Source organism: Nonomuraea sp. NPDC049758 (assembly GCF_040674635.1).
In the GTDB taxonomy this organism is placed as follows: domain Bacteria; phylum Actinomycetota; class Actinomycetes; order Streptosporangiales; family Streptosporangiaceae; genus Nonomuraea.
Map to the genome: position 1 here is coordinate 365,154 of NZ_JBFAMZ010000004.1, position 21,156 is coordinate 386,309.

At 72.3% G+C, this 21,156-nt stretch carries 20 protein-coding genes; 10 read left to right on the forward strand and 10 right to left on the reverse strand.

What is annotated here, in order from left to right; genetic code table 11:
- The first annotated feature begins 12 nt into the window (after positions 1-12).
- Positions 13-576 (forward strand): C40 family peptidase, encoded by a 564-nt coding sequence (locus tag AB0J46_RS13190; RefSeq protein WP_358288603.1) that lies wholly within the window; start codon positions 13-15, stop codon positions 574-576.
- Here the strand turns inward: AB0J46_RS13190 and AB0J46_RS13195 are convergent.
- Entirely contained in the window at positions 560-1,552 is a 993-nt protein-coding gene (locus tag AB0J46_RS13195; RefSeq protein WP_364330469.1) for an NAD(P)-dependent alcohol dehydrogenase, read from the reverse strand. The two genes, AB0J46_RS13190 and AB0J46_RS13195, sit on opposite strands and share 17 nt — an antisense overlap.
- A gap of 181 nt (positions 1,553-1,733) precedes the next feature.
- Between AB0J46_RS13195 and AB0J46_RS13200 the strand changes: the two genes are divergently transcribed.
- On the forward strand, positions 1,734-2,369 hold the full coding sequence (locus tag AB0J46_RS13200; RefSeq protein ID WP_364330472.1) for a DUF2306 domain-containing protein: 636 nt from the start codon (positions 1,734-1,736) through the stop codon (positions 2,367-2,369).
- Here the strand turns inward: AB0J46_RS13200 and AB0J46_RS13205 are convergent.
- The 3 genes from AB0J46_RS13205 to AB0J46_RS13215 form a co-directional block, all read right to left on the reverse strand.
- Positions 2,342-3,043, reverse strand: a complete 702-nt coding sequence (locus AB0J46_RS13205; protein WP_364330475.1) for a response regulator transcription factor — start codon at positions 3,041-3,043, stop codon at positions 2,342-2,344. The genes AB0J46_RS13200 and AB0J46_RS13205 overlap by 28 nt on opposite strands.
- Positions 3,040-4,167 (reverse strand): sensor histidine kinase, encoded by a 1,128-nt coding sequence (locus AB0J46_RS13210; protein ID WP_364330478.1) that lies wholly within the window; start codon positions 4,165-4,167, stop codon positions 3,040-3,042. The genes AB0J46_RS13205 and AB0J46_RS13210 overlap by 4 nt, the downstream gene beginning before the upstream one ends.
- 177 nt (positions 4,168-4,344) lie before the next feature.
- Positions 4,345-5,604, reverse strand: coding sequence for an ROK family transcriptional regulator (locus AB0J46_RS13215; protein ID WP_364330480.1), 1,260 nt, complete (start codon positions 5,602-5,604; stop codon positions 4,345-4,347).
- 100 nt (positions 5,605-5,704) lie between these two features.
- Here AB0J46_RS13215 and AB0J46_RS13220 point away from each other — a divergent pair, with 100 nt between their 5' ends.
- Genes AB0J46_RS13220 through AB0J46_RS13235 form a run of 4 tightly spaced genes read left to right on the forward strand, consistent with a single transcriptional unit; the run spans position 5,705 to position 9,533 of the window.
- Positions 5,705-6,796, forward strand: a complete 1,092-nt coding sequence (locus AB0J46_RS13220; RefSeq protein WP_358288620.1) for a sugar ABC transporter substrate-binding protein — start codon at positions 5,705-5,707, stop codon at positions 6,794-6,796.
- Positions 6,797-7,516: an ATP-binding cassette domain-containing protein gene (locus tag AB0J46_RS13225; RefSeq protein WP_352352201.1), complete on the forward strand. Its 720-nt coding sequence runs from the start codon at positions 6,797-6,799 to the stop codon at positions 7,514-7,516.
- On the forward strand, positions 7,513-8,676 hold the full coding sequence (locus tag AB0J46_RS13230; RefSeq protein WP_364330483.1) for a sugar ABC transporter permease: 1,164 nt from the start codon (positions 7,513-7,515) through the stop codon (positions 8,674-8,676). Before AB0J46_RS13225 ends, AB0J46_RS13230 begins: the two co-directional genes overlap by 4 nt.
- Entirely contained in the window at positions 8,673-9,533 is an 861-nt protein-coding gene (locus AB0J46_RS13235) for an ROK family protein (protein WP_364330485.1), read from the forward strand. The genes AB0J46_RS13230 and AB0J46_RS13235 overlap by 4 nt, the downstream gene beginning before the upstream one ends.
- Positions 9,534-9,541: 8 nt before the next feature.
- Here the strand turns inward: AB0J46_RS13235 and AB0J46_RS13240 are convergent, their stop codons facing one another.
- Positions 9,542-9,670: a hypothetical protein gene (locus AB0J46_RS13240; protein WP_352318996.1), complete on the reverse strand. Its 129-nt coding sequence runs from the start codon at positions 9,668-9,670 to the stop codon at positions 9,542-9,544.
- A gap of 352 nt (positions 9,671-10,022) precedes the next feature.
- On the reverse strand, positions 10,023-11,612 hold the full coding sequence (gene serA / locus AB0J46_RS13245; RefSeq protein ID WP_364330488.1) for a phosphoglycerate dehydrogenase: 1,590 nt from the start codon (positions 11,610-11,612) through the stop codon (positions 10,023-10,025).
- 297 nt (positions 11,613-11,909) lie between these two features.
- On the opposite strand from serA, the gene AB0J46_RS13250 reads away from it, so the two are divergent.
- A complete protein-coding gene (locus tag AB0J46_RS13250; RefSeq protein ID WP_364330491.1) occupies positions 11,910-12,734 on the forward strand; it encodes a hypothetical protein in 825 nt (274 codons plus the stop codon).
- Between the two features lie 78 nt (positions 12,735-12,812).
- A complete protein-coding gene (locus AB0J46_RS13255; RefSeq protein ID WP_364330494.1) occupies positions 12,813-14,174 on the forward strand; it encodes an MFS transporter in 1,362 nt (453 codons plus the stop codon).
- Here AB0J46_RS13255 and AB0J46_RS13260 read toward each other — a convergent pair.
- From AB0J46_RS13260 to AB0J46_RS13270, 3 genes are read right to left on the reverse strand one after another with little or no spacing between them, the layout of a single operon-like run.
- A complete protein-coding gene (locus AB0J46_RS13260; RefSeq protein WP_364330497.1) occupies positions 14,134-16,692 on the reverse strand; it encodes an FtsX-like permease family protein in 2,559 nt (852 codons plus the stop codon). The genes AB0J46_RS13255 and AB0J46_RS13260 overlap by 41 nt on opposite strands.
- Positions 16,689-17,369 (reverse strand): ABC transporter ATP-binding protein, encoded by a 681-nt coding sequence (locus AB0J46_RS13265; protein ID WP_364330500.1) that lies wholly within the window; start codon positions 17,367-17,369, stop codon positions 16,689-16,691. Before AB0J46_RS13265 ends, AB0J46_RS13260 begins: the two co-directional genes overlap by 4 nt.
- On the reverse strand, positions 17,366-17,878 hold the full coding sequence (locus AB0J46_RS13270) for a helix-turn-helix transcriptional regulator (protein WP_352318985.1): 513 nt from the start codon (positions 17,876-17,878) through the stop codon (positions 17,366-17,368). Before AB0J46_RS13270 ends, AB0J46_RS13265 begins: the two co-directional genes overlap by 4 nt.
- Positions 17,879-17,966: 88 nt before the next feature.
- Here AB0J46_RS13270 and AB0J46_RS13275 point away from each other — a divergent pair, with 88 nt between their 5' ends.
- The gene (locus tag AB0J46_RS13275; protein WP_364330503.1) at positions 17,967-18,518 is read left to right on the forward strand and encodes a DUF1707 and FHA domain-containing protein; all 552 of its coding nucleotides are present in this window, start codon (positions 17,967-17,969) and stop codon (positions 18,516-18,518) included.
- A gap of 199 nt (positions 18,519-18,717) precedes the next feature.
- The gene (gene dacB / locus AB0J46_RS13280; RefSeq protein ID WP_364330506.1) at positions 18,718-20,262 is read left to right on the forward strand and encodes a D-alanyl-D-alanine carboxypeptidase/D-alanyl-D-alanine-endopeptidase; all 1,545 of its coding nucleotides are present in this window, start codon (positions 18,718-18,720) and stop codon (positions 20,260-20,262) included.
- A 435-nt stretch (positions 20,263-20,697) separates the two neighbouring features.
- On the opposite strand, the gene AB0J46_RS13285 is transcribed toward dacB, so the two are convergent.
- Positions 20,698-20,967 carry a hypothetical protein gene (locus AB0J46_RS13285; protein ID WP_352318980.1) on the reverse strand — a complete coding sequence of 90 codons (270 nt, stop codon included), beginning with the start codon at positions 20,965-20,967 and terminating at the stop codon, positions 20,698-20,700.
- Between the last annotated feature and the right edge of the window lie 189 nt (positions 20,968-21,156).

Sequence of the window (21,156 nt, forward strand, 5' to 3'; positions counted from 1 at the left end):
ATCCTTGTGGCGGTGGCAGCGGGCGCCGCAGGTCTCGTGCCTGCCGCTCCCGCGGCTCCCGCCGCTCCGGCCGCCCCCACCCCCTCCATCACCCTCACCGGCCCCCAGGTGAAACAGGTCCAGGAACGGCACGTGCCGAAACCGGCCTGGAAGGTCGCCCTCGAATACGCCATGGACAAGCGCGGCACCCCGTACGTGTGGGGCGGCGCCAGCGAACGGGGCTACGACTGCTCGGGCCTCATGCTCCGGGCCTACGAGGACGCCGGCATCGAGCTCCCCAGAACCGCCGCGGAGCAGTACGGCGCCTTCTCCAGGAAGATCGCCTGGAAGGACCTCAAGCCAGGCGACCTGGTGTTCTTCAGCGGCCTCGGCCACGTCGGAATGATCTCCAAGCCCGGCTACATGGTCCACTCCCCCCACACCGGCGACGTGGTGAAGGAGGAACGCCTGTCGCAGTGGCGCAGGCAGGCCTTCGTCGGCGCGGTACGCCCCGACCCCAAGGGCGTCAAGCGCTGGGCCGACTACAAGCAGCTCCAGAAGGCCCCCGCCCCCGCCATGCTCACCGCGACCCTGTGACGACGACCTTCCCCGGGGCGTGCCCCTCCTCCTGGTAGCGGACGGCCGCCGGGAGCTCGCCGAAGGGGAAGGTCCTGTCGATGACCGGGGTGACCGCGCCCCGCTCGATCAGCCCGGTCAGCATCAGCAGGTTCGCCCTGTTGCTCCCGCAGCGGACGACGTCCGCCCTGACGATCCGCTGCGGGACGAAGGGCCCCGACGCGAGCGCGGCGAACATGTGGCCGGCCGGCTGCACCCAGCGGCCGGCCGGCCCGCCGACCAGCACGTACGTGCCCTGCCTGGTCAGCACGCGGCGGCAGTCCGCTACCCGGCGGCCGCCCGCCACGTCGAGCAGCAGGTCGAAGCGCCGGCCCGAGGCCGCGAAGTCCTCCTTGGTGTGGTCGATGACGTCGTCCGCGCCGAGCGAGCGGACCAGGTCCGCGTTCCGCCCGCTGCACACGCCCGTGACGTGCGCCCCCAGCGCCTTGGCGAGCTGCACGGCGAACGTGCCCACGCCGCCGGACGCGCCGTTGACCAGCACCTTCTGGCCCGGCTGGAGGCGTCCCTCGTCACGCAGCGCGATCAGCGCGGTGTTGGCCGCCATCGGCACCGCCGCCGCCTGCTCGAACGACAGGCCCGCCGGTTTGGGCGCCACCTCGCCCTGCCGCAGGCAGACGTACTCGCCGAAGCCGCCCCCCAGCGACATCGCGTACACCTCGTCGCCGGGACGGAACAGCGTGACGTCCTTGCCGGCCGCCTCGACCTCCCCCGCCACGTCGGCCCCGAGGACGGCGATGCGCGGCCGTCGCAGCCCGACCCCGCCGCCCATGACCCGGGCCAGGTACGGCTCCCCCCGCATGAAGTGCCAGTCGTAGGGCTGCACGGACGTGGCCCGCACCCGGACCAGCACCTCGTCGTCGCGCGGCACGGGCCGCTCCACGTCGGTCAGGACGAGTTGGTCGGGCGAGCCGAACGAGCGCAGGACGTACGCCTTCATCGTTTTCTCCCTCGTGCCGCTGATGTGCCGCCAGTGTGGGCGTGACCTGCGCGGACGCTCAACGGTCGAAAGGCGACGGCTCGATGGCCGAAAGTACGACCGCCCGCCCGCCGATGGTGCGAATCAGGACCGGCCGTCCGCGCGATGACCGGGCACGGGCGCGGACGGCACGCTCTCGGGCATGAGATGGATCGCACCCGCCGGGCTGCTCGCGCTCAGCGTCGTCCCGCTGGTCGCCGGCGCACTCCGGCTGACCGAACTGGCCGCCGGCGCCCCCGTCACGGCGGACAACGCGCGCTTCTTCGCCATGCCCGTGCCGGTGTTGCTGCACATCCCGGCTTCCCTGGTGTTCTGCGTCCTCGGCACGTTCCAGTTCCAGGCCCGGTTCCGGGCCGGGCGGCCGGGGTGGCACCGCGCGGCGGGGCGGGTGCTGGTGGCGTGCGGGCTGGTCGCGGCGTTGTCGGGGGTGTGGCTGACGCTCTTCTCCGACCTTCCCGCCGGCGACGGGACGCTGCTGGCCGCCTTCCGGCTGCTGTTCGGGACGGCCATGGCCGCCTGCCTCCTGCTCGGCCTGGCCGCGATCCGGCGGCGCGACGTGGCCCGGCATCGCGCCTGGATGACCCGCGGGTACGCGATCGGGCTCGGCGCGGGCACGCAGGCGTTCACCCTGGCGTTCGGGCTGGCCGCCTTCGGGCCGCCCGGCGAGCTCGGCCGGGCGCTGCTCGTCGGCGCGGGCTGGGTGATCAACCTGGCGGTGGCCGAGTGGGTCGTCCGCAGAACCCTTGGAGGTCAGGTGCGTACGCGGTCGGTCTCGTAGGCCCACATGGCGATCTCGACGCGGTTGCGCACGCCGAGCTTGGTCATCAGGCTCGCGACGTGGCTCTTGACCGTGCTGAGCGAGATGTGCAGCTCGCGGGCGATCTCGCTGTTGGTCCGGCCGCGGGCCACGGCGCGCAGGATCTCCTCCTCGCGGCCGGTGAGCGCCTCGACCGGCTGCGCGGGCGCCTCCGTACGCCCGGCCCCGGCGAACGCGGCCAGCAGGCGCGCGGTCACGCTCGGAGCGATGAGCGCCTCGCCGCCGGCCGCCGCGGTCACCGCCTGGGCGAGCAGCGCCGGGCCGGCGTCCTTGAGCAGGAAACCCCTGGCTCCGGCGCGCAGGGCGGCGTAGACGTACTCGTCGAGGTCGAACGTGGTGATCACGACGACCGCCATGGGGTCGGCGACGTCGGGGCCGGCCAGCTCGCGGGTGGCCGCGATGCCGTCGAGGCCGGGCATGCGGATGTCGAACAGGCACACGTCGGGGCGCAGGCGGCGGGCCAGCTCGACGGCCCGCCTGCCGTCGCCGGCCTCGCCGACGACCTCGATGCCGGGCTGGGCGTCGAGGATCATCCTGAGCCCGGTACGGGCGATCTCCTGGTCGTCGGCCACCAGCACCCGGATGGCCTCCGTGCCCTCCGGGTCGCTTCCCGCAGCCTCCCGCCGGGCGTTCATGCGGTCTCCTTCGGCAGGACGGCGGTGACCGTCCAGCCCCGGTTGGGGTTGGGGCCGGCCTCGCAGGTGCCGCCGAGGAGGGCGGCGCGTTCGATCATGCCGATCAGGCCGTAGCCGGGGGCGGCGACCCCGCCGGCGCGGTCGCCGTCGTCGCTCACGGTCAGGCGTACGGCGGCGTCGTCGGCGGTGACCCGGACGGTGATGTGGGTGGCGTGACGGGCGTGCCGCCGGGCGTTGGTGATCGACTCCTGGGCGATGCGGTAGAGCGCCGCGCCGGCCGAGGGCGGCAGGTCGCCGAGCCCGTCCGCGATCTCCACCTCGACGGCCGGGCCGACGCGCGGGCGTCCGGCGAGCCGCCGCAGGTCGTCGAGGTGGCGGCCCGGGGTCAGCTCCGCCGGCTCGTTCCTGCGCAGCACCCGGACCATGGCCCGCATCTCGGCGAGCGTGCGCGACGCCTCGGCCTCGATCACCCGTAACGCGTCGGTGGCCGCGCCCGGCTCGGAGGCGGCGGTGGCCAGGCCCGCCTGGGCGCGGATGGCCATGGCCGAGACGTGGTGGGCGACGGTGTCGTGCAGGTCGCGGGCGAGCTGTTCACGTTCGAGCAGTTTGACCTGGTCGAGCTCGCGCAGCCGCGCGCCGGCCCGGTAGCGGAAGGCGCTGCCCAGCCCGACGGTCGCGACCAGCACGCCGAGCGCCGGGACGACGTCGCCGGGCGCCATGCGTCCGGACACCAGCGACAGGCCGACCGCGACCAGCCCGGCCGCCATCCCGATCACGGCCTCGCGCCCGGAGCCCCACCGGAACAGCGCGTAGAGCACGATCGTGACGAACGCCAGCGTGTACGTCTCCACCGGCTCGCCGCCGGTCAGCAGCGGGGCCAGGGTGGTGGCGCCGAACACGAGCGCGACCATGAGCAGCGGCCTGGTCCTGCGCCACAGCAGCGTGGGGATCAGCGCGACGGTGACGGCCGTCGAGACCACCGGCCAGCGGAGGTCGGGCCGCAGCACGCCCTCGATCACCGCGGCCGGCACGAGCACCGCGACGAGCGCCCAGTCACGCCACACCCGCAGGGGCGGGCCGGGAGGACGAGGCTCGCGCCACACAGAACGAAGGAGGCCGGCCACCCCCATATCGTAAGCGCGCCCCCATTCCCCCGCATCGCCCCAAACCCCCCTCCCACAGGCGGGGGCTGGGAGTCGGCACCTCGGGGCGCGGAGCTACCGGCCTACAGGGAAGAGGGGCTGGCTGTTGGTACCCCAGGGCGCGGAGCTACCGGCCTACAGGGGAGGCGGGGCTGAAGGTCAGTGTTTGCGGGCGTCGAAGATGAGGTCCCAGGCGCGGGACTTGGCGTGGGCGACCGCGCCCAGCAGCACGCCGCTGTCGCCCAGCGCGCTGGCCACCACCCGCGGGCGCAGCGGCCCGAGCTCGGCGATGCGGCGCTCCACGGACGCGCCCAGCAGGTCGAGGTTGCGCCCCACTCCCCCGCTCAGCACGATCACCTCCGGATCGAGCACGGCGGCCACGGCCACCAGCAACCCGCCGATGCGCCGGCCCTCGGCCTCCACCACCGACCTGGCCGCCGCGTTCCCCTCGGCGGCGGCGGCGAAGACCTCCCTCGCCGTCTCCAGCTCCAGCCCCGCCGCCCGGGCGGCGCGCACCACACCGGGCGCGGAGGTGGCCGCCTCGGTGGCCCCGTGCGTGAAGGGGTCGCCGTCGTGCGCGAAGGAGTCGGCGTCCTCGGCGAAGGAGTCGGCGTCCTGGGCGAAGGGGTCGGCGGCGTGCGTGAAAGGGCCGGTCGGTGGGGCGGGGGCGGGGGGTTCCTCGGCGGCCGGGATGTAGGACACCTCGCCCGCCGCCCCCCGCGCCCCGACGTACAGCTCGCCGTTGATCACGATGCCCATGCCGACGCCGGTGCCGATGGACACCAGGGCGAAGTTGGCCTTGCCCCGCCCGGCCCCGTGAACGTGCTCGCCGACGGCGGCCAGGTTGATGTCGTTCTCGATGACGAGGTCGACGCCCAGGGCGGCGTGCAACCGGTCGGCCAGGTCAGGCGGGCCGGGCAGGTTGGGGGCGAAGTCGAGGCCGCCGCGCACGGGGTCGTACACACCGGGCGAGCCCACCACCGCGCAGGTGATCGAGCGCCACTCGACCTCGGCCTCGCGGGCCGCCGCCGCGGCCAGCTCGCCGACCAGCGCGGCCAGCTCGGCCGACGTGCGGGCCGTGTTGCGGCCGTCGGTACGCCCCGCGAACGCGCCGCGCAGATCGGCCACGGCCACCCTGATCCAGTCGCGGCCGATGTCGATCCCGGCGACGTGCGTCGAGGCGGCGTTCACGTCGTAGAGCGAGGAGACCGGGCCGGGCCGTCCGGACACCTCGCCCACCAGGTGGACCAGGCCGTCCTCGGCCAGCCCCGCCAGGGCGGCCGAGACCGTGGGCTTGGACAGGCCGGTGCTCTTGGCCAGGTCGGCGCGCGAGGCGGGGCCGTGCTCGTGCAGCTGGTCGAGCAGACGGCGTTCGTTGAGCACCCGCAGCAGCCGTGGATTCGCCAGGTCGCGTCGCATGTCCGGCCTCCCTCCGAGGTGCACTCTAGCCAACACGCCTGATAGTAAACTACCTTTCTTACCAAGCGGGGGCGGGCATCTTCTGAGAGGACGAAGTGCGATGCACCGAGCTTGGCGACTCATCCCCGCGGCGGCGGTCCTGCTGGCCGCCGCCTGCGGGAACAGCACCACCACCGGCACGACGGCCACTCAGGCCGACGGGCCGCGGCAGGGCGGGACGATCGCCCTGTTCCTCCCCGAATCCAAGACCACCCGGTACGAAGCCTTCGACCGCCCGCTGTTCGAGGCCAAGGTCAAGGCGTTGTGCCCGGCCTGCAAGGTGATCTACGGCAACGCCGAGCAGGACGCGGCCAAACAACAACAACAGGTCGAGGCCGCGCTCACCCAGGACGCCGACGTGCTCGTCCTGGACGCCGTGGACGCCAACGCAGTGGCGCCCCTGGTCAACCAGGCCAGGCAGAAGAAGGTCCCGGTGGTCGCCTACGACCGGCTGATCTCGGGGATCGACTACGCCTACTACGTCTCGTTCAACAACGTACGGGTGGGCGAGATGCAGGGTCAGGCGCTGCTCGACGCCATGAACGCCAAGGGCACCACGGCCAAGGGCCAGATCGTGATGATCCACGGCTCGCCCACCGACCCCAGCTCGGCCGACTACAAGAAGGGCGCCAAGAGCGTCCTGGACGGCAGGGTCAAGGTCGGCAGGGAGTTCGACACCCCCGACTGGAGCCCCGACAAGGCGCAGCAGCAGATGGAGCAGGCGATCACCGCCATCGGCCGGGACCAGATCGTCGGCGTGCTGTCGGCCAACGACGGCATGGCGGGCGGCGCCATCGCGGCCATGAAGCGCGCGGGCTACAAGGAGCTGCCGCCCATCACCGGCCAGGACGCCGAGCTGGCCGCCGTGCAGCGCATCCTCACCGGCGAGCAGTACATGACCATCTACCTGGACATCAGGAGAGAGGCGGAGAAGGCCGCCGAGCTGGCCGTCGCCCTGACCAAGGGCGAGCAGCCCGCCGCCACCTCCAAGGTGAACAACGGCACGGCCGACATCCCGGCCTTCCTCCTCGACCCCATCGCGGTCACCGCCGACAAGATCAAGGACACCATCGTGAAGGACGGGTTCTACAAGGCCGACCAGATCTGCACGGCCGAGGTCAAGGCCGCCTGCGCGAAGGCGGGCATCGAGTAGATGATCGCGGCGACCGGGATCTCCAAACGGTACGGAGCGGTGCGGGCGCTCGACGGGGCAGGGCTGGAGCTGCGTCCCGGCGAGGTCGTGGCGCTCATGGGCGACAACGGCGCGGGCAAGTCGACGCTGGTCAAGACCATCTCCGGCGCGGTCGTGCCGGACGAGGGCCAGATCACGGTGGACGGCGCGCCGGTGCGCGTCGCCACCCCGCACGACGCGCAGGCGCTCGGCATCTCGACCGTCTACCAGGACCTCGCGCTCTGCGAGAACCTCGACGTCGTGGCCAATCTGTTCCTCGGCGCCGAACGCCGCCGCTGGTCGGTGCTGCGCCACCTGAGCATGGAACGCGCGACCCGCGACCTGCTCGCCCAGCTCGACGTGCGCATCGGCGACATCAGGGTGCCGGTGTCGACGTTGTCGGGCGGCCAGCGGCAGTCGGTGGCCATCGCCAGGGCGCTGCTCGGCGAACCCCGGCTGGTCATCCTGGACGAGCCGACCGCCGCGCTCGGCGTCGAGCAGACGGCCCAGGTGCTGGCGCTGATCAGGCGGTTGCGCGAGCGCGGGCTCGCGGTGCTGGTCATCTCGCACAACCTCGCCGACGTGCGCGAGGTGAGCGACCGGGTGGTGGTGCTGCGTCTCGGACGCAACGCCGGTGAGTTCCGTACGGCCGAGGCCTCCCGCGAGGAGATCGTGGCCGCGATCACAGGAGCGGGCGAATGACGGCGATGCCGATCACGGTGACCGGACGGCTGCGCCAGGGAGAGGCCGGCGCCTGGCCGGTGGTCGGCGGCCTGGTGGCGATCACGATCGTGTTCAGCACGCTCAACGAACGTTTCCTGTCGCCCGAGAACCTCACCAACCTGGCACTCCAGATGGCCGCCACGGGCACGATCGCGCTCGGCGTCATGATGGTGCTGCTGCTCGGCGAGATCGACCTGTCGGCCGGCTCGGTCAGCGGCCTGTGCGCCACGATCATGACGATCGCGCACGTCAAGCAGGACTGGAACGCCCTGCTCGCCATCCTGCTCGCGCTGGCGGCCGGCGCGGCGATCGGGCTGCTGCACGGGCTCATGCTGACCAAGCTGCGGATGCCGTCGTTCGTGGTCACGCTGGCCGGGCTGATGGGCTGGCTCGGGCTGCTGCTCTACCTGCTGCGCCAGGGCGGGACGATCAACCTGCCGTTCAACGGGTTCATCTCGGGGCTGAGCGACACCTGGCTGCCGGGATGGCTGTCCTGGGCGCTGGTGATCGGGCTGGCCGGCGGTCACGCCGGGATCGCCACGCTGGCCAGGCGGGCGCGGCTGGCCGCCGGGCTGCCCGTGGCGCCGGCCTGGCAGGTCCCCGTGACGGCGGGCGGGCTGGCGGTCGTGCTCGGCGCGGCGGTGGCGGTCATGTCGGCCGACCGCGGCGTGCCACTGCTGCTGGTGCTCTTCGGCGCGCTGGTGGTCCTGCTCGACCTGGTGCTGCGGCACACCGCGTTCGGCCGCCACCTGTACGCCGTCGGCGGCAACGCCGAGGCCGCCAGGCGCGCGGGCATCAACGTGACCAGGATCAGGATCCTGGCGTTCGTGCTGGCCTCGACGCTGGCGGCGGCGGGCGGCGTGCTGGCCGCCAGCCGGCTGTCGGCGGTCAACCAGGGGTCGGGCGGCAGCGACATCCTGCTCATGGCCATCGCCACGGCGGTCATCGGCGGCACGTCCCTGTTCGGCGGACGGGGGCGGGCCTACGCCGCGCTGCTCGGGGTGCTGGTCATCCAGTCGATCACCAACGGCATGTACCTGCTGAGCGTGGACTCCTCCGTCCGGTTCATGGTGACGGCCGGCGTGCTGGCCCTGGCGGTGGCGATCGACTCGCTGGCCCGCAGGGGCGCCGCGCGGTGAGCCGGGTCCTGGGCATCGACGTCGGCGGGACCAAGGTCGCGATCGGGGTCTCAGGCTCCGACGGGCCCGTGGTCGCCGGGCGCACCCGGCTGGAGACCGGCCCGGACACGCTCGTCCGGGCCCTCGCCGCGGCCCGCGCCCTGGACGGGTGGCCGGCCGCGGTCGGCTTCTCCACCTGCGGGGTGATCAGGGACGGCGTGGTGCGCCTGGCGCCGAACGTCCCCGGTTGGGAAGGGCTGGAGCTGCCCAGGCTGCTGCGCGAGGAGTTCGGCGCGACGCCGGTGGCCATCGACAACGACGTGAACGCGGCGGCGGCGGCCGAGCTGCGGTGGGGCGCGCTGCGCGGCGTCTCCACGGGCGTCTATCTCAACCTCGGCACCGGCCTGGCGGCGGCCCTGGTGGTCGGCGGCCGGGTGACGCCCGGCGCGCACGGCGCGGCGGGCGAGATCGGCTACCTCCAGGTCACGCCGGGGCAGGCGGCCTTCGCCGACGGGCGGGCGCCGCTGGAGGAACTGGTCTCCGGCGCGGGGCTGGCGGCCAGGGGCGGCGCGCTGCTCGGCCGCGCGACCACGGCGGAGGAGGTGCTCGCCGCGCGTTCCGGGCCGCTGGCGGAGCTGGTGGCGCAGGCGCTGTCGGTGCTGACCATGACCGTGGCGAACCTGTGCGTCACCCTCGACCCCGAGGTGCTGGTCTTGGGCGGCGGCATGATGGGCGCGGCCGGGCTGATCGTGCCCAGGCTGGCCGGGGAGGTGCGGCGCGCCGTGCCGTTCCCGCCGGAGATCCGGCCCGGCCGGTTCACGGACGACGCGCCGCTGCTCGGCGCGCTCGCCCTGGCCCACGCCGCGGCGCGGGTCTGAGGGCGGCGCTACCGGGCGGAGTTCTGGGGGGCGCCGCCGTTGTCCCTGCGGTCGAGGGCGGTCTGCAGGGCCTCGGCGGCCTCGTTCTCGTTCTCTTCGGTACGGTTCCAGGCGTACATCTCGTACATGTCGCTCATCTCGTTTCGCTGGCGCGTTCCAGAAAAGGGGGCGTCGGACCCCGGTCGCGAATCCGACCGGGCCTGCTCTCGCGGGTCCGGGTCACGGACCGGGCGAAGGGGAAGGGACTGACCGGCCGACGGCATCACCACTCACCGCGGCGGGTCGTCGGCCTGCCCTAACAGGCCCCGCCGCGGCAGGTAATGAGTACGAGAACCTGGCGCATTTCCATACACGGTACCCGGCGGCTGTTTCGCTGTCTCGTTGGATGTCCTACTATCTCGCATTCTGAGACAAGAAAAGGCCGCCACCCGGAACGGTCCAGGTGACGGCCTTCCCCCCGATCGGGGGCTCAGTCCTCAGGTCGCGAGGTCAGTCCTCCAGGTCGACCGAACGGCCGCTCTCGGCGCCGATCTCGGCCGCGATCTGGTCGATCACGACGGCCGGGATGGCCGAGTCGACGGTCAGCGCGATGAGCGCCTTGCCGCCCTTGACGTCGCGGGCCACCTGCATCGAGGCGATGTTCACGCCGGCCTCGCCGAGCAGCCGGCCGACCACGCCGACGACCCCGGGACGGTCGGTGTAGGCGAAGAACGACAGGTGGGCCGTCGGCTCGATCTCCATCTCGTAGCCGTTGACCTCGACGATCTTCGTGATCTGCCGGGGGCCGGACAGCGTGCCGGAGACCGAGATCTGGCGGCCGTCGGCGAGCACGCCGCGCACGGTCACCACGTTGCGCCAGTCGGGGCTCTCGGAGCTGGTCACCAGCTCCACGCTGATGCCCCGCTCCTTGGCCAGCAGCGGCGCGTTGACGTACGTGACCTGCTCCTCGATCACGTCGGCGAACACGCCCTTGAGCGCGGCCAGCTCGATGACCCGCACGTCCTGGGAGGCGATCTCGCCGCGGACCTCGACGTCGAGCTTGGTGGCGACCTCGCCGGCCAGGGCGGTGAACACCCGGCCCAGCTTCTCGGCCAGCGGCAGGCCCGGCTTGACGTCCTCGGCCACCGCGCCGCCCTGGACGTTGACCGCGTCGGGCACGAACTCGCCCGCCAGCGCCAGCTTCACGCTCCGCGCGACCTGCGTGCCGGCCTTCTCCTGGGCCTCGTGCGTGGAGGCGCCGAGGTGCGGCGTGGCGACGACCTGGTCCAGCTCGAACAGGGGGCTGTCGGTGCACGGCTCCTTGGCGAACACGTCAAGGCCGGCGCCCGCGACGCGGCCCTCCTTGATCGCCGAGTAGAGCGCGGCCTCGTCCACGATGCCGCCGCGGGCCACGTTGATGATCCGCACGGACGGCTTGACCTCGTGCAGCTCCTTGTCGCCGATGAGCCCGAGGGTCTCCTTCGACTTCGGCAGGTGCACGGTGATGAAGTCGGCCTGCTTGAGCACCTCTTCGAGGCTGAGCAGCTTGACGCCCATCTGCGCGGCGCGGGCCGGCGGCAGGTAGGGGTCGTAGGCGATCAGCTCGACGCCGAACGGCTGGAGCCGCTGGGCCACGAGCTGGCCGATCTTGCCGAGACCGAGGATGCCGACGACCTTCTCGTCCAGCTCGACGCCGGTGTACTTCGAGCGCTTCCACTCGCCGTTCTTCAGCGCGGCGTGGGCCTGGGCGGTGTTGCGGGCGCTGGCCAGGATGAGCGCGATGGTCTGCTCGGCGGCGCTGGTGATGTTGGAGGTCGGCGCGTTGACGACCATGACACCGGCCTTGGTGGCGGCCTCGACGTCGACGTTGTCGAGGCCGACGCCGGCGCGGGCGACCACGCGCAGCTTCGGCGCGGCGGCGATGGCCTCGGCGTCGACCTGCGTGGCGGAGCGCACGATCAGGGCGTCCACGTCGGCGAGGGCGGGCAGAAGCTGGGAACGGTCCGCTCCGTCGGTGTGGCGGACCTCGAAATCGGCGCCGAGCACGGCGAGGCCGGCCTCGGACAGCTCCTCTGCGACCAGAACGACGGGCTTGTTCACAGGCGTGGATCCTTAGGGGCATGCGGCGGGCTGGAGGGACACGTCGCTGGGCCCCTCGGATCCCTCAGAGTCTATCCGCGCTTGTGAACGCGTTCACGAGGGACCCACGATTTGAGACGGCCCGCTCGGCGTCGCGACCCCCCGGGACGGGGCTCCGGTACCCAGGCGGCAACAAAGTCATCCACTCTGCACACATCTTTGTCTTGATCGGGGGATTTATTGGCCATTAGCCTGATAAGCCGTGGCCGACTACCTATGGTTCGTCATATGAGCATCGGGAATCCTGCGCTTGCCGACGTGCTCGCACAGCATGGCATGCCTCATCGCCTGCTGGCGGCCCTCGCCGACGGTGGAGTCCTGGTGGCAGTGCGACCAGATCGATCGGTCGTCCTTGGGACGACCCAGGCGGGTGACCGGGTTCTGCTCGGGTACACCAGCCCTGCTACCTACGCCAGGCACCGCGGCAGCCATTCCCTGTCGGTGTGCGACGCCGACACCATCCTGGACATCCAGCGCGTCACCGGCGTGCCGGAGATCGTGATCGACGCCGCGGGCCCCGCAGCCGCGGCCGTGCCCATCGACGATCTCCAGCGCTTCCTCACCGGCACGCGCTCGGGGCCCACACCCGTCCTGTCGGGGGCGGCGCCCGCCGCCTACGCGACCGGCGCCATGGCCACCGTCTCGCGCGTGCCCTCGCTGGCGCAGGTGGCCCCGCCCACCCCGCAGGCGCCCGCTCTGCCGTGGGTCCCCGCGCCCCGGCCCCACCTGTCGGGGCCGATGCAGCAGGTGGACCCCGGCTACCGCCGGTGCACGCACCCGATCCTGCCGGCGCTGCGGCAGGCCATCGCGCAGCTGCTGGGCGACTTCCCGCTCGTGCACCACGTGTGGATCTCCGAGGCGGGCACCGCGTCCGGGGCGACCGGGATCATGCTGCACGTCAAGGTGCACATGTCGGCCGCCGAGGACGTCGTCCGCGACCTGCACCGCCTGGTACGCGCCCGCCTGCCGCAGTTCGCGGCCAGCGGCGCGCCGATCCTCATGGCCAGGGTCGCCGACGCGCGCAGCGAGCGCCGGATGATCGAGATCGGCGCGCACGTGGTCTGCGCCAACGTGCGCGAGTAGCCGACACGGGCGAGTAGCCGGTGGGCCCGGGAAACTGGGCCCTACCGAACAAGCCCTCGCTCGGCTTGAATGGGCCTCATGATCACATCGCCGGTGAGCGCGCCCACGGTCTCCAGGGGCGTGCGCCTCGGCTACGGCGTGGGCTCCTTCTGCACGGCCACGGTCAGCGCCGTGCCCGGCCTGCTCCTGCTGTACTACATGACCAACTTCCTGGCCGTGCCCGCTTGGCTGGCCGGCGTGGTGGTCACCGCGCCCAAGGTCTGGGACCTGATCATCAACCCGCTGGTCGGCCGCTGGTCGGACCGGACCGTCTCGCGGATGGGGCCGCGCCGCCCCTGGCTGCTGGCCGGGTCGCTGACGCTGCCCGTCGCGTTCTTCCTCGTCTTCGCCGGGCCGCCGCTGACCGGGGTCCCGGCCGCCCTGTACGTCGGGCTCTGTTTCATGGCGACGGCGACCGCGTACGCGCTGTACGAGGTGCCGTACAAGGCCATGCCCGGCGAGATGACCGACGACTACCACGAGCGCACCTCGCTGCTGCAGTGGCGGATGGTCTTCATCGGCGCGGCCACCGCGATCAGCGGCGTGCTGGCCCCGATGATCGCCACCGGTCAGGGCGAGAAGGGCACGCTCGGCAGCTACCGGCTGATGGGCCTGACGATCGCCCTCATCCTGCTGGCCTCGATGCTCGGCTCGTTCTTCGGCACCGCCCGCGCCCCCATGACCGGCGCGCCGGAGGCCGACCACGGCGGGTGGCGCGAGCAGCTCGCGGCGATCAGGGGCAACCGGGCGTTCCTGTGGCTGACCGTCATGGCCTGCCTGCAGATGCTCGCCGTCAGCATGATGCTGGCCGCGGCGCCGTACTTCGCGTCGTACACGCTGGGGTCGCCGAAGAGCACGCAGACGCTCTTCGCGGCGCTGGTCGGGCCGATGCTGCTGACCATGCCGCTGTGGGTGTGGCTGGCCCGGCGCTTCGACAAGCGCGGCGCGATGATCCTGGCCGCGCTGCTGTTCGGCGGCGGCACGGCGGCGGCCATGGCGACCCCGCTGTTCGGCCCCCTGTACGCCCATCTGACCATCCTGCTCGTCGGCATCGGCATCGCCGGGGTCGAGCTCATGCTGTTCTCGATGCTGGCCGACGTGGTCGCCGCCGACGCCGCCGAGTCGGGCAAGCGGCGGGCCGGCGTGCTGACCGGGCTGTGGACGGCCATCGAGAGCGGCGTCAGCTCGTTCGGGGCGCTGATCTTCGGGGTCATCCTGTCGATCGGCGGGTTCGTCGAGTCCGACGCGAGCACGCCCGTCCAGCAGCCGGACAGCGCCGTGACCGCGGTCCTCGTCGGGCAGACCGCGGTCCCGGCGCTGATCATCTTCCTGTCCGTGCTGGTGACGCTGCGGTACCGGCTCAGGCCACCCGACGGGCCAGCACCAGGCGTGTCCGGGTGAACAGCCCGGCCACCAGGGCCGCCACCAGCGGCAGGCCCAGCACGACCACGGCCAGGAACGACCAGGGGACGTCGATCGCGCCCGGCCCCTCCAGCAGCCCGTGCATGCCGCCTGAGCCCATCCTGGTCATCGGCCAGGTCAGCGCGACACCGGCCACCGCGCCGGCGACGAGGCCAACCGCCGCGCCCAGGCCCGCGATGTAGGCGGCCTGGGCGGCCACCACCAGCCTGCGCACCCGGGGCGCCGCGCCGACCGCCGACAGGTTGTTCAGGTCAGGACGCATGTCCGCCGCCGCCAGCCCGGTGGCCGCGAACGTGCCCCCGAGCACCAGGACCAGCGCCGCGCCGAGCAGCACCAGCAGGGCGAAGGCGCGGTCCTCCGCCTTCCCCCGCTCGACGTTCAGGTACAGGTTGCCGTTCACCTCACCCCGCAGGTCGGCCTCCATGCGCCGTTCGTCCTGCGGCGGGGACGCGGTGTAGAGCAGCCGCTCGACCGTGCCGAGGCCGGCCTTGGCCAGCGCCTGCGGCGGGATCATGGCGCCCGCCTGCCGGGGGTCGGCGCCGCTCGACACCACGGCCGGGATCCGGATCCGCCTCCGCTCCTTGATGGTGTCGGAGTCCCTGTCGCTCATGGTCAGCTCGATCGTGCCGTCGCGCACCACGTCCGGGCTGAACGCCACGGCCTTGCCCGCCGCCAGCGCGGCGGCCGCCTGCGGGTCCCGGCGCTTCTGGAGGAAGGCGAGCAGGTCCGCCCCGCCGATCGGCGGCTGGTCGTAGAACCGCTGCGCGCATGCCGGCTCGCACGTCCGCGGCACGGTCAACCAGAGGTCCCGGCCCTTGGCGTCCGTCGCCTCGTGCCCGGTGACGATGTCGGTGCCGGGGAAGCGGGCGCGGACGGCGTCCTTCAGCCGGGCCCACGTCTGGCCGTCCATCTCCGTGGCGCCGCCGATCACCGTGGTGCCCAGCGGGAACACCGTGACGTTCTGCTCCTCCTGCTGGGCGTACGCGCTGCTGCTGCCGATGCCGATCGCGACCGCCCCCATGGTCGCCGCCATGACCGCGGCGGTGGCCGAGGCCGTACGGACACGGTGGCGCGCGGCGTCGCGCACGGACAGGCGCAGCGGGAGCGGCAGCCGGGCGGCGATCCGCGAGGTGGCCTGGACCAGCCACGGCATCAACGCCACCATGCCGAACACGAACGGCACGAAGGCCGCGATCATCGTCACCTGACCCCTGGTCATGGCGTATCCGATCGCGCCCAGCCCGGCCGCCACCAGCACGATCCCGAGCAGGGGGCGCCGGGCGCGCCCGCGGACCTCGGCGGCCCGGCCAGACAGCACCTGCGCGGTGTTCTGCCGGCTCGCCTGCACCGCGGGCACGATCGCCGCGATCAGCCCGCTGACCAGGCCGAGCGCCGCCACGCCGAGCACCGGCAGCCACGGCACGTCGGCCGGCCCGTGCGACCAGTCCAGTTCCCTGGCCGCGACCGACTCGACGAGCAGGCCGGGGCCGATGCCCAGGACGACCCCGAGCACGGCCGCCGCGCCGCCGAGCACCAGGCCGTCGGCCAGCACGATCATGCGCAGATGCCGGGGCGACCCGCCCTGTGCGGAGATCACCGCCAGCTCCCTGCGCCGCCGCCGCAGCCCCACGGCGAACGCCGGCCCTGCCAGCAGCACTGTCTCCATCACGACGAACACGATCACCACGCCGAGCTGGACAAGGTCGCGGGTGTCATTCGGGTTCCCGCGGGAGTCGTCGTCCTTGTGGGCGTCGAGCACCGCGCGGGAGGTGACGCCGAGGCCCGCGTCATTGAGCTGCGACACCTTCGACCGCAGGACCGGACCGGCGGTGTCGACCAGCCAGCCGCTGCTGTTGCCGTCGTTCTGGTGGACGAGCACCCCTTCGGGCAGGGCCAACAGTTCCAGGATGCCGGGCCGGTTGGGATTCTCGGCGACGCCGACCACCTTCACGGTGCGGTCCGGCCGCCGCAAGGTGAGCGTGTCGCCCACCCGGACGCCCAGGTCGGCCATCTTCGGCGAGATCGTCACCTCGCCGGGCGCGGCGGCGTAGCGGCCCTGCTCCAGGATGCGCATCCCGGCCGTCATGGGGTCGCGCAGATCGACCTCCACGACGTCCGCCTGGTTGAAGCCGTCGGGCAGCCGGACGTTGGCCAGGCTCGTCTGGTAGCGCAGCAGGCGGCCCGGGAGCAGCGTGTTGATCTCCGCGGGCGTCCACGGCCGCTGTGAGGTGCCGCTCTTCGGCTGGTACGCGGAGTCGCCGCTGTAGTCCTGCCGGACCGGGGCGCGGTACGGGAAGGTGATCAGGCGGGCGTCGGCCGCCCCTAAGCGCGTGACCGCCCGCTCCTTCGGGGTGACGCTGGTCGTGGCGGCGCCGGTGAGCACCGCCGTGATCACCAGGACGGGCAGGCCGATCATCACCATGATCAGGGCGCTGCGGCCCTTGAAGCGTGACGCGTCCCTGCGGGAGATGCGCAGGGCGGCGAGGAAGGCGCTCATCGCGAGCTCTCCATCCGCACCGCCGACGCCTCGGCGATCAGGCCGTCCCGCAGGTAGACCACCCGGTCCGCCCAGGCCGCGTAGCGCGGCTCGTGGGTGACCAGCAGCACCGCCGCGCCCTCGTCGCAGCGGTTGCGCAGCAGGTGCAGGATCTCGTCGCCGGTGGCCGTGTCGAGCGCGCCGGTCGGCTCGTCGGCCAGCAGCAGCCGCCGTTCGCCGACCAGCGCCCTGGCGATGGCCACGCGCTGACGCTGGCCGCCGGACAGCTCCTCGGGAAACCGGTCGGCGATCTGGTCGACGCCCACGTCGGCCAGGACGGCCAGCGCCTCCCGGCGGGCCTGGCCGGCGCGGACGCCGTCCAGTTCCCTGGGCAGCATCACGTTCTCGGCGGCCGTCAGGGACGGGATCAGGTTGAGGTCCTGAAAGACGTACCCGACGCTGCCGCGTCGCAGTGCGGCCAGGTCGCGGACCCCGGCCAGGTCGCGGCCCTCGATCCGGACCGTGCCCGACGTGGGCCGGTCGAGGCCGCCGGCCACGTTGAGCAGCGTCGACTTCCCCGAGCCCGACGGGCCCATGACCGCGACGAGCTCCCCTTGTGCCACCTCCAGGCTCACGCCGCGCAGGGCGTGCACCTGGCCGTGCTCGCGGGTCACGTCCCGCAGCTCCACCACAGTCATTGGTTCTTCTCCTTGACAACGGCCTCGCAGTGGTCGAGCCAGCGCTGCTCGGCCTCGGCCTTGAAGATCATCGATTCCAGGACGAGCCGCTGGGCGAGGCCGTCACCGGCGGCCCTCTTGGCCCTGGTCAGGTCCTGGAGCGTGCGCATGGTCGCCATTCGCTGGGCCAGGATGACCGCGCCCACGTCCACGTCGGTGGCGGCGACGGCCATCGCGATCTTGATGGCGAGTTCGTCCCGAGGCCGGTCGGAGTGGTCGACGGGGGTGCTGAACCATCGCTCCAGTTCCTCCCGACCGGCCTCGGTGATCGTGTAGACGGCCCTGCCCTGCTCGTCGGCTCCACCCGGCGCCACCAGGCCGTCACGTTCCAGGCGGGCGAGCGTCGTGTAGACCTGGCCGATGTTGAGCGGCCAGGTCGCCCCCGTCGACGCCTCGAATTCCACCCGGAGCTGATAGCCGTAACGCGGTGCGCTGCTCAGCAGGGCGAGCAGTCCGTGTCTGATCGACATGGATACTGAGTATGCATACTGAGTATGGCCATCGCAACTGATTCGCGTATTCTGGACACGGAACGCCGTTCAGGCCGATACTCGGGACATGAGCTCCACCCAACCGCCGTTCCGCGCCTCCGACGGGGAACGCGACCGCGCGATCGACGAGCTCAAGCACCGGGCCGTGGAGGGCCGGATCTCCCACGACACCTTCGTCGGCCGGGTCGACCAGGCATTGCGGGCACGCAACCAGCACGAGCTCGACGAGCTGGTCGCCGACCTGCCGCGCCGGCCCACGATCAGGCAGCGGCTGACGGACGCGGTCTCGTCGGTGTCGGAACTCACCACCCGGCTGCAGGCGGCCTGGCGGCGGCCGCGGCTGCCCCGGCTGGCGCTGCCGGACGACGACCGGCTGCGTTACGTCGTGGGCCGGGGGTCGGCCTGCGACCTCGTCCTGTCGGACCTGACGGTGTCGCGCGTGCACGCCGAGCTGCGGCGGGAGGGCGACGGCGGCTGGCTGCTGGTCGATCTCGGCTCGCTCAACGGCACCCGGCTCAACGGGTGGCGGCTGGTGGGGCCCGTCCGGGTCAAGTCGGGCGACGAGATCGCCTTCGGCGACTGCGGCTTCCTCCTCGCCTCCGGCCACCCTTCCGCCTGACCCCCGACCCCGCATCCCGGCCACGTCACGCGCCCTCCCTGCCTCCGCCCAGGACGCGCCCTCGCGCCGGGCCGCTGGGGTTATGCGCCGATAGGCGCTGGGGCGCCGAGCCGGCTTCAGAAATACGGATATTTGCGGATTACACGGCGACTGCGCTGATTCATGCTCACATGCGATCCCCCAGTCCCTTGGAGACCACATGCGGCGCACCTCAGCCTCCCTCCTCGCGGGCACGCTCGTCGCGGCACTCGCGTGGGCGTCCGGCCCCTCCACACCGGCGGTCGCCCTCGACCCCTCGCCCGGCGTGGCCGACCTGACCCAGGACATCAACCAGATCCTCGGCGACTCCCGGCTCACGATCGCCAGGGCGGGCGTCGTCGTGAAGAGCGCCGCGAACGGCGAGCAGCTCTACGCCACCGACGCCGGCAAGCTCATGACCCCGGCGTCCAACACCAAGCTGTTCACCTCGGCGGCGGCCGTGGAGACGCTCGGCCTGGACTACCGCTTCCCGACCACCGTGCTGAACGCCGGCCGCAAGGTCGGCTCGGTGCTCACCGGCGACCTCGTGCTGCGCGGCACCGGCGACCCGACCATGCTCGCCGAGGACTACGACGCGCTGGCGGCCAAGGTCGCGGCGGCCGGCGTCAAGGTCGTCACGGGCAAGCTGATCGCCGACGACACCTGGTTCGACGGCCAGCGGCTCGGCACCGACTGGGCCTGGGACGACGAGACCGCCTACTACGCGGCGCCGATCTCCGCGCTGACCGCCTCCCCCGACCGCGACTACGACGCCGGCTCGGTGATCGTCTCGGTCGAGGCCGACGGCGGCCAGGTCAAGGTCTCGACGACCCCGGCGACCGACTACCTGAAGATCGTCAACAAGGCCACCGTGGGCGCCGAGACCGACGTCCTCATCGAGCGGCAGCACGGCACCCGGACGGTCGTGATCACCGGCACGGTCGCCGACCCGTACCAGGAGTGGGTGGCGGTGGACGACCCCACGGCCTACGTGTCCTCGCTGTTCCGCAAGGCGCTGGCCGCGCACGGCGTACGGGTGCTCGGCCCGACGGCGACGGGCACGGCTCCCGCCGGGGCGGCCGAGCTGGCCAGGCACGACTCGATGCCCCTGAGCGAGCTGCTGGTGCCGTTCCTGAAGCTGAGCAACAACATGCACGCCGAGATCCTCACCAAGGCCATGGGCCGCAAGGCCGCGAACCAGGGCACCTGGTCGGCCGGGCTGAAGGTCGCCACGGACTTCGCGAAGGCCAACGGCGCCCAGGTGATCAACATGCGGGACGGCTCCGGCCTGTCGCGCCGCGACGGCTTCTCGCCGGACTCGATCGTCCAGCTCCTGACCGCCGTACGGACCAAGCCGTGGTTCAGCACCTGGTACGAGGCCCTGCCCATCGCCGGCAACGCCGACCGTTTCACCGGCGGCACGCTGCGCAGCCGGATGCGGAACACCCCCGCGGCGAACAACGTGCACGCCAAGACGGGCTCGCTGACCGGCGTGACCTCGCTGTCCGGCTACGTGACCAGCGCCGAGGGCGAGCCGCTGATCTTCTCGATCATGCTGAACCAGTACCTGTCCGGTTCGCCGAAGGACATCGAGGACAAGATCGCCGTACGGCTCGCGCAGTTCTCGCGGGCGACGGCGACCGACGTCACCGCCCAGCTCAAGGCCGCAGACCAGGGCACGGCAGGCGACCTGGAGTGCTCGTGGCTGAAGCCGGCCCAGTGCTGACGAACCGGTGAACGCCCCCCGGCGGCCTCCGCATGCCCGGTGGGCCGCCGCAGTTCACCCGGCTCGACAGGATGGTCATCACGATCCGATCACCTGGAGCTCCAGATATAGTCCGCATTTTCACTACATAGCCGACATGGGCGCGCCAGAATTCGGATTCAACGCCGTGGCGAACCCCTGACCCCGGGAGCGCCGGGCCGTCACCGGCCCCCACCCCCAAGCCGGTCGTCCCACCGCATGCCCGGCACGCTCCCCTCCCGGCGGGCCCGCGCCGCACGTCCCCCCGCACACCGGACCGCGGCCGGGCCCGCCCCCTCCGGCAGCACGGCCCGAACCTTCTGCTTCCGCATCGGGACCCCGAAAAGGGCACGACAAAGGGGCCTGCCCCGGCGGGCAGGCCCCTTAGTCGCGCAGTTCAGCCGCTGAGGAATTACTTCAGCTGACGGCGCACTTCGTGTCTTTGCTCTTGATGCCGAGGATCTGGCTCAGGATGTCGCCGGTCTCGAGGACGAGCACGCCGCTGGTGCTGTTGTCGACCTCGCCACGGGCGAAGATGTTCTCGTCACCGCAGACGAAGAGAACCCGGCCCGGGTCCTCGTCGGAGTGAGGGACGAAGGCCATGTGAGGGGTCGCCGCTAGAGCGGAGCCGCCGACCATGACCATCCCGCCGACGAGCCCGGCCAGGATGAGCCCTTGTCTGAACATATCGATTCTCCTTGATACCTATCGACTACTCTCCGTAGCTATCGGGAGGAGATTTGCCCTAGGCCCTCTTTCAACAAACGCCGCTATTTCTGTCTTTACCAGCGCAAATACGCGGCTTGGGGGAAGGGGTGACACAGCTCGCCCTTCTTGACCGATCGGTGTACGCGGCAGAGGAATATCCGGCCCCGC

Bases quoted from the DNA above. Each gene is read 5' to 3' on its own strand.
- AB0J46_RS13200 (WP_364330472.1), top strand. From the start codon at position 1,734: ATGAGATGGATCGCACCCGCCGGGCTGCTCGCGCTCAGCGTCGTCCCG.
- AB0J46_RS13220 (WP_358288620.1), top strand. From the start codon at position 5,705: ATGCACCGAGCTTGGCGACTCATCCCCGCGGCGGCGGTCCTGCTGGCC.
- AB0J46_RS13255 (WP_364330494.1), top strand. From the start codon at position 12,813: ATGATCACATCGCCGGTGAGCGCGCCCACGGTCTCCAGGGGCGTGCGC.
- AB0J46_RS13205 (WP_364330475.1), bottom strand. From the start codon at position 3,043: ATGAACGCCCGGCGGGAGGCTGCGGGAAGCGACCCGGAGGGCACGGAG.
- AB0J46_RS13285 (WP_352318980.1), bottom strand. From the start codon at position 20,967: ATGTTCAGACAAGGGCTCATCCTGGCCGGGCTCGTCGGCGGGATGGTC.
- AB0J46_RS13260 (WP_364330497.1), bottom strand. From the start codon at position 16,692: ATGAGCGCCTTCCTCGCCGCCCTGCGCATCTCCCGCAGGGACGCGTCA.
- AB0J46_RS13270 (WP_352318985.1), bottom strand. From the start codon at position 17,878: ATGTCGATCAGACACGGACTGCTCGCCCTGCTGAGCAGCGCACCGCGT.
- AB0J46_RS13195 (WP_364330469.1), bottom strand. From the start codon at position 1,552: ATGAAGGCGTACGTCCTGCGCTCGTTCGGCTCGCCCGACCAACTCGTC.
- AB0J46_RS13215 (WP_364330480.1), bottom strand. From the start codon at position 5,604: ATGCGACGCGACCTGGCGAATCCACGGCTGCTGCGGGTGCTCAACGAA.
- AB0J46_RS13225 (WP_352352201.1), top strand. From the start codon at position 6,797: ATGATCGCGGCGACCGGGATCTCCAAACGGTACGGAGCGGTGCGGGCG.
- AB0J46_RS13230 (WP_364330483.1), top strand. From the start codon at position 7,513: ATGACGGCGATGCCGATCACGGTGACCGGACGGCTGCGCCAGGGAGAG.
- AB0J46_RS13240 (WP_352318996.1), bottom strand. From the start codon at position 9,670: ATGAGCGACATGTACGAGATGTACGCCTGGAACCGTACCGAAGAGAAC.
- AB0J46_RS13275 (WP_364330503.1), top strand. From the start codon at position 17,967: ATGAGCTCCACCCAACCGCCGTTCCGCGCCTCCGACGGGGAACGCGAC.
- dacB (WP_364330506.1), top strand. From the start codon at position 18,718: ATGCGGCGCACCTCAGCCTCCCTCCTCGCGGGCACGCTCGTCGCGGCA.
- AB0J46_RS13265 (WP_364330500.1), bottom strand. From the start codon at position 17,369: ATGACTGTGGTGGAGCTGCGGGACGTGACCCGCGAGCACGGCCAGGTG.